This window comes from Marinobacter sp. PE14 (genome assembly GCF_053566155.1).
On the sequence record NZ_JBQXNY010000002.1, the window covers coordinates 624,244 to 637,847 of the forward strand.

Below are 13,604 nucleotides of genomic sequence, written 5' to 3' on the forward strand. Positions count from 1 at the left end.
GCTGAATGACGTGAGCACTTTGGCACAGGGAGCTTGATGGCTCAAAGGCCCTGATTGTGGCAGGCTGAAAGCTTTTGCGGGCAGAGGGGATTACCGATATGGCGACGAGCGACAGGCCGGTGAAGGATGATTGATCTGATCGCGGACATGACCCTCGCCGAGGCGCTGGGCCAGGTGTGCGGTCTTGTAGCGCTGGGTTTCTGCATTGCCGGCTTCGCGAACAAGAATGACGACCGGTTGATGGTGCTGCTGATCTCCGCCAACGTTGCCTTTGCCCTGATGTTCGCGTTTTTCGAGAGCTGGACCGCCTCGGCACTGACCGTTCTGGTGATTGTTCGCATTACCCTGGCGCGCAAGTATCAGGGCAACTGGCCCATTATGCTGGTCATGCTGGCGATCAATCTGGTGGTCGCCTGGGCGACCTGGAAATCCATCACCGACGTATTCCCCCTCGCCGCTGCGGTTTTCGGCACCGTGGGCATGTTCATGCTCCGGGGTATTCCCCTGCGAATCGTGCTTGGGTTTGCGGCCCTGGCCTGGATGCTCAACAACATCGTTATTGGTTCCGTGGGTGGCACCCTGGCCGAGGGCATGGTGCTGGTCACCAACATCATCACCATTATCCGGCTCTATCGGCTGCAGAAGAAGTATCCGGATTTCACTCCCGGGAGCTGAAAGGTTTTGCTGGTTTGCGGTTTCTCATCTCAAGACTGACTGAAACAACCGCGGGCCGGGACCACTTTGGCCAATTCCCGCGCAGCCTGGCCTGAGCTATCTTGATTTCAGGCCATCAATTATAAAAACGGACTGGAATCCGAGAGGACGGGTAATGAGTAACCAGCATTTCGATGTACTGATCATCGGCGCCGGCGTTTCCGGCATTGGCATGGCGTGCCACCTGAAACGTGAATGCCCCGGGAAGTCATTTGCCATACTTGAGCGCCGGCAGTCACTGGGTGGCACCTGGGATCTGTTTCGTTACCCGGGTATCCGCTCGGATTCCGACATGTTCACCTTCGGCTACAATTTCCGCCCCTGGACTGGTGGCAAGGTGCTGGCGGACGGCGCATCGATCAAGAACTATGTGGCGGAGACCGCCAGGGAGCATGATGTCGAGCGCCACATCCGCTTTGGCCTGGCGGTCAAAACGGCGGATTGGTCGGGCGTCGAAAAATGCTGGAAGCTTACGGCCCTGAACGAAGAAACCGGCGAAACCGAGCACTACACCGCCAACTTCATGGTCGGGTGTACCGGCTATTACAACTATGATCAGGGCTACAAACCGGACTTTCCGGGCGAAAGCGATTTCCGCGGCCAGATTGTGCAACCGCAACACTGGCCGGAGGATCTGGACTACGCGGGCAAGAAAGTGGTGGTTATTGGCAGCGGCGCAACCGCCATAACCCTGGTTCCGACGATGGCCGAGAAGGCCTCGCATGTAACCATGCTCCAGCGCTCACCGACCTATCTGATGCCTTTGCCCTCCACCGACAAGGTGACCCTGTTCCTGCAGAAAATTCTGCCCGAGAAGACCGCCTACCGGCTGACCAGGGCCCGGAATATTTCCATTTCCCGTTTCCTTTACCAGCGCTCCAGAAAGAGCCCGCAGTTCATGCGCCGGCTGTTCCTTAGCATCATCAAACGCAAGGTTGGCAACACCGCCGACATGCGGCATTTCACCCCGGATTACAATCCCTGGGACCAGCGCCTGTGCGTGGTAAAAGACGGGGATCTTTTCCAGGCCATGAAAGCGGGCAAGGCCTCCATCGCCACCGATCATATTGATCGCTTTACGAAAACCGGCATACGCCTGAAATCCGGCGAGGAACTGGAAGCGGATATCATCATTCCGGCAACCGGCCTGGATATCCAGATGCTGGGCGGAATCCGGCCGACGGTGAATGGCCAGGACGTCGTGATGAAAGACAAGGTCATCTACAAGAACGTGATGGTAGAGGGGGTGCCCAATGCCGGCATGATCTTCGGGTACACCAACATCTCCTGGACCCTGAAGGTGGACATTGCCGCCGAGTATCTGTGCCGACTTATGAACCTGATGGACAAGCGTGGCTATCATACCGTGGTGGCCAGAGATACTGAGAACAGTCGCGGCGACGACACCGTGCTTGGCTCTCTCGACGCCGGCTATATTCGCCGGGCCGCCGATCGTCTGCCCCGCCAGGGCACTCACGGGCCCTGGAAGTCGTCTCAGAATTACCTGGAGGATGTGAAAGTTCTGCGTTTCGAGCCGATTGAGGATGGCTACCTGGAATTCGACGGCAAGCGGACTCACGCGAGTCACAAAGAATCCGGCGGCTTCTTGCGGCCCTTGCGCTCGGCCCTGTTCGGGACCTGAGCGCGGAAGCGGGCCCATCTGTTACATCAGTTGTTGCCCAGGTACGCGGCTTGAATGGCGCCCCAATCGTCGGACTCCGTTACCCGCAAAATCTGTTGGGAAACCGGTGCTCGTAGTGCACTGCCTTCGGGCAGTGCCAGTGCATACAGTTGCTCTGCGAATACCCCTGGCAGGATGGTCAGCCGCTGGTCGCCCAGCTGCTGGTTGCGATACTGCATCAGCGGCCGGTCGTAGACGATGGCATCGCTCTTGCCCTCGGCAACCGAGGTCATGGCAGTAGTGAGGTCCGGGTAAGGTTGATAGCGAATGCGTTGTTCTTCCAGGTAGCGCTGGCTGGCGGTCTTGCCAATGGTAGCAACGACCTTGCCGGGCAGATCACCCGCGCCTTCGATACCGGTGCGCAGATTGCTAACGGTCAGTGAGGAGGTGATTGCTGCGGTGAAACTGGCGACCATGATCAAGCCGGCAAACATCCAGACCAGGGCGATCAGACGCCCGGCAAACGAGACCGGAGCCTTGTCGCCATAGCCCACTGTGGTCATGGTCACGGCCGCCCACCAGAAGCTTGAACCTATACCCTCGGCGGTGGAGCCGCCGAACTGTTCCGGATTGCGACGACGCTCAACCAGCCAAAGCAAAAAGCCGACTGCCAGTAGCAGGGCGCCCAGGGCCATTACGACGCTCACAAACTGCCAGCTTATCAGAGCCTTGAGGCTGGCCAGCAGACTTTGCTCCGGCACCGGTGGAACCGCTATGGATAGCCCGGTCTGGTAGAAAGGGTGGCTGAAATCAAACCGGCTTTCCCGATCTGCGGTCATGGTCAGAGCGCCGACGGCCACATCAATCTGGCCGTTTTCGGTGGCATCCAACAGTTCGTTGAAACTCATCGGGATGAATTCAAACTCCCGGTTCATCCCGGCTGCCACTTCCTGCCAGAGGTCAACGCTGATGCCCTCCCAGCGTCCGTCTTCGGTTTGCATGACAAAGGGCGGCACCTCGGTGATGCCGACCTTCAGCGGGGTACTTTGGGCGTGAAGCTGGTTGGTGGCCGCCAGCGTGAACAGAAGAAAACAAAGCAGAATCCGTTGTGCCATATCTGTGTGCGGCCCCGGTTTCGGGCCGCTCTCCCTGTTAATAATCGATTGCTTATTCGAAGGCGGAACGTATTACATCCCGGTAGTTGCGAATGCGCTGCACGTAATGCACGGGCTCATAGCCCCGAGCGTATCCGTAGCGGGTGCTTGGATAGTACCGTTTGTCCGCCTTGAGGGGTAAAACCTCGGTCATTTCCTGCCATGAGTCCGGATTCCGGTTCAGGCTCCGGGCCAGCTCCCGGGCATCCAGCAGGTGCCCCCGGCCAATGTTGTAGCTGGCCAGCGCCAGAAAGGTGCGGTCCGGCTCCGGAATGGTCTCGGGCAGGCGGCGGTGCCGGTCGGCCAGGTAACGGGCGCCGCCATCAATGGCGGCCTCGGGGTCCAGACGGTTGGTGACACCCAGGGATTCGGCGGTCCGTCGGGTCAGCATCATGATGCCGCGGACACCGGTGGGCGATTTTGCCGCCGGATCCCAATGGGACTCCTGATAAGCGAGAGCGGCCAGCAGGTCTGCCGGCATCCCGGTTTTGGCCTCCGCTTCCCGGAACTGATCAATAAATTCCGGCAGCCGATCCTCAATCCGGCGATTCAGGGCCCGCAGATCCACGAAATCAAAGTCGCCGATGTAGGAATAGTAGCGGTTCTCCATCAGGCCTATGGCCTCATCGCCATCGACGCTGTTCATCCACTCGTGGGCGTCGGAGGCCAGATCCCCGGAAGCCTTGGGCATATACCAGCCCAGATTCCGACCCTGCGTGAGCGTCATCGCCACTTCCAGATGGGGAAAATGCCGGCGCATCACCTGAACAATGTTGGAATCGGCGACAGTGCAGCCGACCTCCCGCTCGGCAACATCCGAGAGGATCACTTCGGTAGTGCGATCTGCATCTTCCTGAAACTCGATTCCCGGATGCTGTTCATTCAGCTTGTTCAGGGTTTCGACGTAGCTGGAGCCGGCGGTTACCACAATATCGGTGCCCGGAATGTCCTCAGGCTTCCGGGGCATGGGTCGCGCATCGCGATGGCAAACCAGTTGTTCGGTAATCTCGGTGTGGGCAGGGCCTCGAACAAATTGCTCATCGCGGGAGGCGAGGTGCGTCAGTCCCGCTGCGGCCAGATGGGTGTTGCCAGATTCCAACGCCGCCAGAACGTCGCTGGTGGAATCAAGCATGGTCCATTCTACCTGCCAGCCCCGACTCTCGGCATAGGCGCTGATCAGTGCGTGCTCTGGACCGACGGGGTTCTCATGCCGATCCACGTAATAGGTTGTGGAGCCATTGCGGGTAGCCACTTTGAGTACTCCCGTTTCCGACGGTGGCTTGATATCCGTTGTCGTCGGTTGGCTGGTGCTGGTGTTGTCACTGCAGCCGGAAAGCAGGAGTGGCAGGATCACAAGACCCGCGGCGAACTTCCATCGGAACATAGCGAGGAATTTCCTATCTTTTGAAATGACTTCTACGTATAAACACGTATCTCCTCTAAACCATACTCTAGAATTCCGGAATTGGATCCCCTTTTGTCAATCAGGGAGGGTGAGGAACTCAAGTATCCAGCTGACCTGGAATGTGTCAGGCTGGCCAACCGCTTCCTCATTACCAAAGGCGACCGTTGTATGGCGTCCGGCAGAAAAAGTAAAAAACTTGCGCTCTGGCATCCTGTCTTCTGGGGTGCCTGGGTCCTTGTCTTTATGCTCTGGCTTTTATCGTTTCTTCCGATGGGGCTCAAGCAGCGTTTTGGTCGCTGGCTGGGCAGGCTGCTTTCCAGAAAAATGCGGTCCCGTGCCAGGGTTGCGGACGCCAACCTGGCGGCCTGCATGCCGGAACTCGATCAAGCGACCCGTAGCCAACTGGTGGAGGATGCGTTTGTGGCCTCGGCCCGTGGCGTTCTGGAAAGCGTTCATGCCTGGTGGCGGGATATGGCCCCCTACTGCGAGAGCGCCTCGGTACATGGCACCGAGCACCTTGAAGAAGCGAAACGACGCGGTAAGGGGGTACTGCTGATCGGCGGGCACTACAGTATTTTCGATTTTGCACTGCCTTTGATTGCCTGCAAGCTCGAGAAGCCGGGTTACATGTATCGCCCCAACAACAATCCGGTGATCGACCGTATGATCGAACGTGGCCGCCGGCGGCATTTTGGTATCCGCCCATTCACCAAGCGTCAGATAAGACCCATGTTGTCGTTCCTGAAAGAAGGTGGGCAGGTCTGGTTTGCCTGTGACCAGGATTTTGGCAAGAAGTCCGAGGTGTTCGTGCCCTTTTTCGGGGTCAGTGCCGGCTGTATTACGTCGCCGAGTTACATTGCGAGGGAGTCCGGCGCCGCGGTCATTTGCGTGAGTCACTTGCGAATGCCCGATGGCAGTTACCGGGTCGTGTTCTCTCCGATTCAGGAATCCTTCGGAGAAAATCCAGAACAGGACGCCAAAGTCTGGAACCGCTTTATTGAAGCCACCGTTCGGGAGCAGCCCGATCAGTATCTATGGCTGCACAAGCGATTCAAGAGCAGGCCAGAGGGTGCGGCAGGGATTTACTGATGCGCTTTCATGCGTAACGCCCGCCGCTGTTCTATCCTGATATCTTAAGAAAACGCTTGGGAGGATACTATGCGCTGCGTTCTCAGACTGGTTCTGGTGGCATCGACTCTGTTGTTCGCCACGCTCACTCATGCTGCAGATGGGTTGGTCGCGGTCAAAAGCAGTCACGATGTCAAAGCCACGGCGGACAAACTCGAGTCTGTGCTAAAAGAGAAGGGCATGACGGTCATGGCCCGCGTTAATCATCAGCAGGGCGCCGAAAAAGCCGGTCTGGAATTGCGTCCGACCGAAGTGGTTATTTTCGGCAACCCCAAAGTCGGTACACCGCTGATGCAGTGCGCCCAGAGTGTCGCCATCGACCTGCCCCAAAAAGCCCTGATCTGGGAGGATGCCAACGGAGACGTGTGGCTGGGGTACAACGACCCGCAATACCTCAAGAGCCGCCATGGCATTGAAGGATGCGATGAGGTGCTCGGGAAAGTGAGCGGCGCACTGGGAAATTTTGCCAAAGCGGCAACCCAATAGATAAAACCCCACCCGGTTGTAGGGCACAGCGGGCCTGATTCACTCGTCGGGTGCCCGGATTTTTTTCAGGCCCCTGGCCAGGGTTGCCCGTGACAGTTCGCCCATGTGGGAATCGATTAGTTCGCCCTGGGCATTGTAGAAAAGCGTTGTTGGCAAGCCATTGCTGCCCACGGCTCGCGCCAGCTGAGCCTGATCGTCCCGGTAAAGGTTGTTCAGGTTCAGGCGGCTTTCCTCAAGAAAGGAACGGATGGTCTCGGGCTGTTCCCGCTGGTTGGCAAACACAAACGCGATATCCGGATAGATGTGTTGAGCTCCCTCCAGCACGGGCATTTCCCGGATGCAGGGTGGGCACCAGGTCGCCCAGAGATTGACCACCATGGGTCGGCCCGGAGCCAACTGGGACATATTGATCACTTCACCATTGAGCGAGCGCAGGGTAACGTCCGGCATGCCGCGGGCCTGCTGTTCGATCAGTGTAATGGTGCCTGCGGTGCCGGCCCAGAACAGGGCGCCTGTTATCGCGGCCGTGGCCAGTGGCTTGCGTTGTGCTTTTCTGCGCCACATCAGAAAGCCGGTGAAGATGATGGCGCCGATGACACCCCAGAGCGCATCGAAACCGCCGTCACGGATATCAATGATGCCCAGCAGGTCGTTCTGGTAATGCTCGAAGTAGCTGATTACGAAACCGATCCGGGCGCTCAGCATCGCGACTACAAAGATATCGGCCACCGATCCGGCCACCGGCACCCGATATTTGCGGCCGAGTATCCCTCCAACCAGCAGAGCCAGGCCGAAGGCGATAACCAGGAGCAGGTGGCCGATGGACAGGCTCAATGGGCCGATACTGACGCTCATTCTGACAAATCCCTCTGTGGTTCGGTTTCGTGAAGGCAGTCTGACTCGAAGATGCAATCCAGGTTCCTTCGGATGCTTATTATAATCACCTATGGCTAATTCGCCGGGCCTCTGTTAATGTGCCTGCATCCTGCCTCTAGGGATTCCGCAGTTTAAGGCTTTAAGCCCGTGCGACCTTTCCATACGACCTGTCAGAGGACGTCACCCCGATAACGGCGCGTGACCGTAGTCGTCTTTTATTCCATGAATGTTCATGGCATCTGCCCGCATTCGCCGAAAACGGTGGTCGTGGAGGCAGAATAATCAAGAGTTGATCTTATATGAGTTTTTCTTCACTCGGTTTGTCCGAGCAGCTGGTCCGTGCCACGTCTGACCAGGGTTATGAAACCCCGTCTCCCATTCAGGCCCAGGCCATTCCTGCCGTGCTTTCTGGCCGGGACGTTATGGCTGCTGCCCAGACCGGTACCGGCAAAACAGCCGGTTTTACCTTGCCCTTGCTGCAGCGTCTGGGTGAAAACCCGCGCACTGGCAAAGGCCCCCGCGCCCTGATTCTGACGCCCACCCGTGAACTGGCGGCGCAGGTTCATGACAGCGTGAATCTTTACAGCAAATACATTCCAACCAAGGCCGCCGTGGTCTTCGGTGGTGTGAAAATCAATCCGCAGATGATGAAGCTGCGCAAAGGCCTGGACGTGCTGGTGGCAACACCGGGTCGTCTGATGGACCTGTATCAGCAGAATGCTGTGCGCTTCAACGAAGTGGAAATCCTGGTTCTGGACGAAGCCGATCGCATGCTGGACATGGGCTTTATCCGCGACATTCGCAAGATCCTTTCGTTGTTGCCGGCCAAGCGCCAGAACCTGCTGTTCTCCGCCACCTTCTCCAACGAGATCCGGACTCTGGCAGAAGGTCTGCTGGATAACCCGGTTCAGGTTGAAGTCGCGGCTCGGAATACCTCTGCCGAAAATATCAAGCAGTCTGTCTATCCGGTAGATCAGAGCCAGAAAACAGCGTTGCTGAGCAAGCTGGTTCGCGATAACAGCTGGGATCAGGTGCTGGTTTTCACCCGCACCAAGCATGGTGCCAATCGCCTGACCCAGAAGCTGGAGAAGGACGGTATTACCGCCGCTGCCATCCATGGCAACAAGTCACAGGGTGCCCGTACCCGTGCGCTGGCGGATTTTAAAGCTGGCGAAGTACGTGTGCTGGTGGCGACGGATATCGCCGCCCGTGGCCTGGACATCAAGCAGCTGCCCCAGGTAGTGAACTTTGAACTGCCCAACGTACCGGAAGATTACGTGCACCGTATCGGCCGTACCGGCCGTGCCGGTGAAAGTGGTCACGCCCTGTCGCTGGTCAGTGCCGATGAAGGCAAGATGCTCGCCGGTATCGAAAGACTGATTAAAAAGCAGCTGCCGCGCACGGAAGTGGAAGGCTTCGAGCCTACCAACAACCTGCCGCTGAAGCCCAAGGCCAAGGCCGATCCCAGTCGCGCCCGTAACCGTAATGGTAATGGCGGCGGCAATGGTCGTCCCGGCGGAAAGCCGAAGAGCTTCGGCGCCAAGCCGGGTGGTCGCAGCGGTGGCCGTAGCCAGAATGGCGGTGGTCAGCGGAGTCGTCCGGCTCAGCGCCAGAGTGCCTGAGGGCTGATTGGCAGTTACTAAAAACGGAGCTTCGGCTCCGTTTTTCTGTTTTCAGGTAGGCAAAAAAAGCGGGGCCGGAGAAGCCCCGCATAGGAAAACGCACCTTCCGCCAGCCAACAGACCGTGGCGACTGGCAGAGGCACGGGGATCAGAACTTATAGGACACGCCTACCATGTAGACCCAGGGGTCGATATCCACGTCGATCGTGCTGGTATCGGCTACCGCATTGCCCGCATAGGCATTGATGGTGGCTTCGGTGTCGATGTCGATCCACCAGACCGCCGCGTTGATACCGACGTTTTCGGTGATCATGTAGTCAAGACCAATTTCGGCTGCCAGACCGAAGCTGTCATCCAGCTTGATGTCTGTACCATCAATACCCGGATTTCCTGCTACAGCGTCATAGGTGGTCGTTAGCGTCTGGGTGGTCTTCTCTTCAAAGAAGTTGGTGTAGTTCACGCCAGCACCAACATAGGGCTGGAATTTGCTACCGCTGGGCATCGGGAAGTATTGCAGTGTGATGGTGGGCGGCAAGTGTTTAGTTTCTGCCAACTTGCCGGTACCACCGAGCGCCGCTCCGTCACCGTTGATGTCGTGCTTGAACGGGGTCGCGGCAAGCACGCCAACAGCGATCTGGTCTGTCAGCATGTAGCTTGCGGTCAGTCCAAGCTGGGTGTCGGAATCGACGCTGACCTGGGCGCCGTCAATTTCGCCAAGCGCGTTGGAGTTCAAGTTGCTACTGGAAGAATCCGGATCAACCGTTGCCACACCAACGCGGCCGATAAAATCACCAGCTTCGTACGCCTGAACAGCGGGAGCAGCAGCCATTACCGCTGCAGCCAGAACACCAAGTTTGAATGTACGGGACATATCCATCTCCTTAACCTGAATCGTTGATGACTGCAGATTAATGACATCGGGAAATGGAAACTTGATTTAGCGCAAGAATGTCCGGGCAGGTGAGCGAGTTTGATCAGCGGATTGATTCAACTCAAAAAAACGGACGGTGATTCGATTGCTGCGGTTATTTCGAATAGTCAGGCAGAGTTCTTTTTACGCACGGGCAGGTTCTCGTCCGGAACAAACACATCCCGGATGGACAGGGTCTGGCCATCGGCGTTCTGGACCTCCACCGTGTGAATTGGTCGACCGGTGGCGCGGTCGCGCAGGTCCAGCGGGGCCTCATCCGGAGCAGGGTTCCACTTGTCCCCCCACTGACGAAGAGCGATAACGACCGGGAAAAGATCCCTGCCTTTTTCGGTCAAGCGGTATTCAAAGCGTGACCCGTGTTCGCCCACATCCACCTTGCGCAGCACTTCATTGTCCACCAGCCGTGCCAGGCGATCACACAGGATATTTTTGGCAATGCCCAGTTCCTGCTGGAAATCCACGAACCGGCGGGTGCCATACATGGCGTGTAGCACAATCAGGAGGGACCACCAGTCGCCCACTTCATTGAGGGCGCGGGCGACGGAACAGCTGGAGTCATCAAAACGTTTTCTGGCCATAACCGGAGTGTACCGAATAGGGTTGCATTTTAAAACCAGATTTAATAGGGTTGCTTAACGAAACCAAATTAGTGAGGTTGCACACTACCATGAGCATGAATCTTGGCCCGCTTTTCGAACCGTTTGAACTTCACAACCTCAAACTGCGAAACCGAGTGGCGATGGCGCCCATGACCCGTAACTTCTCCCCAGAGGGAGTCCCGGGCGAGAGCGTGGTGTCCTATTACCGCCGTCGGGCCGAAGCGGGCGTTGGCCTGATCATTACTGAAGGCACGACCGTCAATCACGCGGCCGCCAATGGCTATCCGAATGTGCCGGCGTTTCATGGCACCGACGCTCTCGAGGGCTGGAAACATGTGGTCGACGCGGTCCATGAGGCCGGCGGCGCGATTTTCCCGCAGCTCTGGCACGTGGGCGCTGTCAGGAAGGAGGGCACACCGCCGGATCCTTCGGTGCCCGGTTACAGTCCTTCCGGTTTGTTCGCACCTGGCAAGCCCAACGGCAAGGCCATGAGCAAAGAAGACATCGAGGATGTCGTTGTCGCGTTTGCCGATGCGGCCCAGGATGCCAAGGCCCTGGGTTTTGACGGTGTCGAGATCCATGGCGCCCACGGCTACCTGCTGGACCAGTTCCTTTGGGAAGGCACTAACCAGCGCGATGATGAGTACGGCGGAAGCCTGGAAAACCGCCTGCGTTTCGTGGTGGAAATCGTCGAGGCGGTGCGTCATCGGGTAGGCCCGGACTTCCCGATCATGCTCCGGTTTTCTCAGTGGAAGCAGCAGGATTACGAAGCCAAACTGGTTAATAGCCCTGAGGAACTCGAGCGGTTCCTGAAGCCTCTGGTGGAAGCCGGTGTGGACATTTTCCACGCCTCCACCCGTCGTTTCTGGGAGCCGGAGTTTGAAGGCTCGGATCTGAATCTCGCAGGCTGGACCCAGAAGCTTTCCGGCAAACCGACCATGTCTGTGGGCAGTGTCGGACTGACGGAAGACTTCATCAGCGGCACCTTTGCCAGCAAGCAGGAAGCCGTTGAGAAAGCCGGCATCGATGAGCTGGTGGAGCGAATGAACAACCACGAGTTTGAACTGATCGCCGTGGGTCGGGCACTTCTGCAGGATCCAGAATGGCTGATCAAGGTGAAAGAAGGCCGACTGAACGAGGTGGAATCTTTCGCCAAGAAGTCCCTCGCCAAGCTTTATTGATTAACCCCTTTCGATCGGACGATCGAAACCTGCCGCAGTGTCTTCGGGCCTGCGGCTTTTTTGTGTCCGGTGAATCTGTCGTCTTCGTAATCGCGTCTGATCAGAGACGCGTTATGATGGGTGAAATTCACCCCGATATGAGGGATTGGTATGTCTATGATTGGTTTGATCAAAACACTGACGGTGGCGTTGCTTATGGCGGTCATGGTGGGCTGTGCGACCGTCGGGAAAGATTTTGCTACCCACAATGTGGATCAGATCCAGATTGGTGAAACCACGCGGGCGGATATCCAGGAGATGTTTGGCGAGCCGTGGCGCACCGGTATTGAAGACGGCAAACGCACCTGGACCTATGGCAAGTACAAGTGGTCTGCCTTCGGTGATGCAGAAACTACCGACCTGGTTGTTCGGTTCAACCAGGACGGCACAGTCTCGTCTTACGTTTACAACACCACCGAATAAACTGGCAAAAGATCAGGCGCGGGGCTGCCTTCAGCCCCGCAAACCTCCTACCAGCTTGTCGATGCTGTCCTTGGCATCGCCGAACAACATGCGCGTGTTGTCCTTGAAGAACAGCGGGTTCTCGACGCCGGAATAGCCGGTGGCCATGCCCCGCTTGAGCACGACAACCTGTCCAGCCTTCCAGACCTCCAGCACCGGCATGCCGGCAATCGGGCTACCGGGATCTTCTGCTGCCGCCGGGTTTACCGTGTCATTGGCGCCAATGACCAGCACCACGTCGGTATCCGGGAAATCATCATTGATTTCGTCCATTTCCAGAACGATGTCATAAGGAACGTGGGCTTCCGCCAAAAGCACGTTCATATGTCCTGGCAGACGGCCGGCCACCGGATGGATGCCAAAGCGCACGTTGACGCCACGGTCCCGAAGAATCTTGGTCATTTCGCTGACGCCGTTCTGAGCCTGGGCGACCGCCATGCCATAACCGGGCACGATGATCACCGACTGGGCGTTGCGCAGCTCTTCACAGACTTCATCCACACTGGATTCATGCACGGTCTGGTCAGCATCGGCTGCAGCCGAGCTGCTGCTGGTCTGGCCGAAGCCACCCAGAATCACGCTGATGAACGAGCGATTCATCGCCTTGCACATGATGTAGCTGAGGATGGCACCGCTGCTGCCCACCAGGGCACCAACGACAATCAGCAGATCGTTGCCCAGCATGAAACCGATGGAGGCCGCCGCCCAACCGGAGTAGCTGTTGAGCATGGAGACCACCACAGGCATGTCGGCACCGCCGATGGCCATGATCAGATGAATGCCGAGGACCGAGGCAATGACGGTCATCAGGACGAGCGCCACGATGCCCAGAGCCATGCTGTCGGTACCCAGGAACCAGGCCCCGAGGAAGACACAGACTATGACGGCTGCCAGGTTCATCAGGTGCCGGCCGGGAAGGGTCAGGGCTTTGCTGTCGATGCGACCATCAAGTTTACCGCAGGCCACCAGGGAACCCGTGAAGGTCACCGCGCCAATGAAGATACCAACGAAGACTTCCACCAGTTTAATGGTGTGCTCGGCTCCTGAGGTTGCAATCAGCGGTTCGATGTAGCCTGAAAAGCCGACAAACACGGCTGCCGCGCCCACAAAGCTGTGAAGCAGGGCCACCAGCTGTGGCATCTGGGTCATTTCCACCTTGTTGGCGATGGCAATGCCGATGCCGGCACCCAGCAAGACGGCAACCACGATCGAGACGATGCCGCCGTCAACGCTGGCCAGGGTTGCCCCCACAGCGATGATGATGCCGGCAACGCCGTAGAGATTGCCGCGTCGTGCCGATTCCTGGTGGCTAAGGCCACCGAGGCTGAGAATAAACAAGATACTTGCGACCACGTAGGCCACGCTCACCAGTCCTGTGCTCATATC

General features: G+C 57.7%; 13 protein-coding genes. 7 read left to right on the forward strand and 6 right to left on the reverse strand.

The features are described 5' to 3' along the window. Window positions 1-126 precede the first annotated feature (126 nt). Window positions 127-675: a YgjV family protein gene (locus tag ACWJ62_RS08700; protein ID WP_449285824.1), complete on the forward strand. Its 549-nt coding sequence runs from the start codon at window positions 127-129 to the stop codon at window positions 673-675. 154 nt (window positions 676-829) lie between these two features. Then, complete coding sequence (locus tag ACWJ62_RS08705) at window positions 830-2,356, forward strand: flavin-containing monooxygenase (protein ID WP_449285825.1); 1,527 nt, start codon at window positions 830-832, stop codon at window positions 2,354-2,356. A gap of 26 nt (window positions 2,357-2,382) precedes the next feature. Here ACWJ62_RS08705 and ACWJ62_RS08710 read toward each other — a convergent pair whose 3' ends face one another. Further along, window positions 2,383-3,450 (reverse strand): transporter substrate-binding domain-containing protein, encoded by a 1,068-nt coding sequence (locus tag ACWJ62_RS08710; protein ID WP_449285826.1) that lies wholly within the window; start codon window positions 3,448-3,450, stop codon window positions 2,383-2,385. A gap of 52 nt (window positions 3,451-3,502) precedes the next feature. Next, window positions 3,503-4,873 carry a membrane-bound lytic murein transglycosylase MltF gene (gene mltF, locus ACWJ62_RS08715; protein WP_449285827.1) on the reverse strand — a complete coding sequence of 457 codons (1,371 nt, stop codon included), beginning with the start codon at window positions 4,871-4,873 and terminating at the stop codon, window positions 3,503-3,505. 93 nt (window positions 4,874-4,966) lie between these two features. Between mltF and ACWJ62_RS08720 the strand changes: the two genes are divergently transcribed. Beyond that, window positions 4,967-5,983 (forward strand): lysophospholipid acyltransferase family protein, encoded by a 1,017-nt coding sequence (locus ACWJ62_RS08720; protein ID WP_449285828.1) that lies wholly within the window; start codon window positions 4,967-4,969, stop codon window positions 5,981-5,983. Window positions 5,984-6,052: 69 nt separating this feature from the next. Beyond that, window positions 6,053-6,508 carry a DUF302 domain-containing protein gene (locus ACWJ62_RS08725; RefSeq protein ID WP_449285829.1) on the forward strand — a complete coding sequence of 152 codons (456 nt, stop codon included), beginning with the start codon at window positions 6,053-6,055 and terminating at the stop codon, window positions 6,506-6,508. A gap of 39 nt (window positions 6,509-6,547) precedes the next feature. On the opposite strand, the gene ACWJ62_RS08730 is transcribed toward ACWJ62_RS08725, so the two are convergent. Next, complete coding sequence (locus ACWJ62_RS08730; RefSeq protein ID WP_449285830.1) at window positions 6,548-7,363, reverse strand: prolipoprotein diacylglyceryl transferase family protein; 816 nt, start codon at window positions 7,361-7,363, stop codon at window positions 6,548-6,550. 320 nt (window positions 7,364-7,683) lie between these two features. Here ACWJ62_RS08730 and ACWJ62_RS08735 point away from each other — a divergent pair, with 320 nt between their 5' ends. After that, window positions 7,684-9,006 (forward strand): DEAD/DEAH box helicase, encoded by a 1,323-nt coding sequence (locus tag ACWJ62_RS08735; RefSeq protein WP_014578759.1) that lies wholly within the window; start codon window positions 7,684-7,686, stop codon window positions 9,004-9,006. Window positions 9,007-9,154: 148 nt separating this feature from the next. Here ACWJ62_RS08735 and ACWJ62_RS08740 read toward each other — a convergent pair whose 3' ends face one another. Both ACWJ62_RS08740 and ACWJ62_RS08745 read right to left on the reverse strand, forming a co-directional pair. Further along, the gene (locus tag ACWJ62_RS08740; protein ID WP_449285831.1) at window positions 9,155-9,877 is read right to left on the reverse strand and encodes an OmpW/AlkL family protein; all 723 of its coding nucleotides are present in this window, start codon (window positions 9,875-9,877) and stop codon (window positions 9,155-9,157) included. 167 nt (window positions 9,878-10,044) lie between these two features. Then, window positions 10,045-10,515, reverse strand: coding sequence for a winged helix-turn-helix transcriptional regulator (locus tag ACWJ62_RS08745; RefSeq protein ID WP_449285832.1), 471 nt, complete (start codon window positions 10,513-10,515; stop codon window positions 10,045-10,047). Window positions 10,516-10,604: 89 nt separating this feature from the next. Here ACWJ62_RS08745 and ACWJ62_RS08750 point away from each other — a divergent pair, with 89 nt between their 5' ends. Then, entirely contained in the window at window positions 10,605-11,717 is a 1,113-nt protein-coding gene (locus ACWJ62_RS08750; protein ID WP_449285833.1) for an NADH:flavin oxidoreductase, read from the forward strand. Between the two features lie 156 nt (window positions 11,718-11,873). Next, window positions 11,874-12,179 (forward strand): outer membrane protein assembly factor BamE domain-containing protein, encoded by a 306-nt coding sequence (gene bamE / locus ACWJ62_RS08755; RefSeq protein WP_449286165.1) that lies wholly within the window; start codon window positions 11,874-11,876, stop codon window positions 12,177-12,179. A gap of 30 nt (window positions 12,180-12,209) precedes the next feature. Here the strand turns inward: bamE and pntB are convergent, their stop codons facing one another. Further along, window positions 12,210-13,601: a Re/Si-specific NAD(P)(+) transhydrogenase subunit beta gene (gene pntB / locus ACWJ62_RS08760; RefSeq protein ID WP_449285834.1), complete on the reverse strand. Its 1,392-nt coding sequence runs from the start codon at window positions 13,599-13,601 to the stop codon at window positions 12,210-12,212. Window positions 13,602-13,604 lie beyond the last annotated feature (3 nt).

Coding starts and splice junctions, on each gene's coding strand:
- ACWJ62_RS08700 (WP_449285824.1), top strand. CDS start 127: ATGATTGATCTGATCGCGGACATGACCCTCGCCGAGGCGCTGGGCCAG.
- ACWJ62_RS08705 (WP_449285825.1), top strand. CDS start 830: ATGAGTAACCAGCATTTCGATGTACTGATCATCGGCGCCGGCGTTTCC.
- ACWJ62_RS08710 (WP_449285826.1), bottom strand. CDS start 3,450: ATGGCACAACGGATTCTGCTTTGTTTTCTTCTGTTCACGCTGGCGGCC.
- mltF (WP_449285827.1), bottom strand. CDS start 4,873: ATGTTCCGATGGAAGTTCGCCGCGGGTCTTGTGATCCTGCCACTCCTG.
- ACWJ62_RS08725 (WP_449285829.1), top strand. CDS start 6,053: ATGCGCTGCGTTCTCAGACTGGTTCTGGTGGCATCGACTCTGTTGTTC.
- ACWJ62_RS08730 (WP_449285830.1), bottom strand. CDS start 7,363: ATGAGCGTCAGTATCGGCCCATTGAGCCTGTCCATCGGCCACCTGCTC.
- ACWJ62_RS08735 (WP_014578759.1), top strand. CDS start 7,684: ATGAGTTTTTCTTCACTCGGTTTGTCCGAGCAGCTGGTCCGTGCCACG.
- ACWJ62_RS08740 (WP_449285831.1), bottom strand. CDS start 9,877: ATGTCCCGTACATTCAAACTTGGTGTTCTGGCTGCAGCGGTAATGGCT.
- ACWJ62_RS08745 (WP_449285832.1), bottom strand. CDS start 10,515: ATGGCCAGAAAACGTTTTGATGACTCCAGCTGTTCCGTCGCCCGCGCC.
- ACWJ62_RS08750 (WP_449285833.1), top strand. CDS start 10,605: ATGAGCATGAATCTTGGCCCGCTTTTCGAACCGTTTGAACTTCACAAC.
- bamE (WP_449286165.1), top strand. CDS start 11,874: ATGATTGGTTTGATCAAAACACTGACGGTGGCGTTGCTTATGGCGGTC.
- pntB (WP_449285834.1), bottom strand. CDS start 13,601: ATGAGCACAGGACTGGTGAGCGTGGCCTACGTGGTCGCAAGTATCTTG.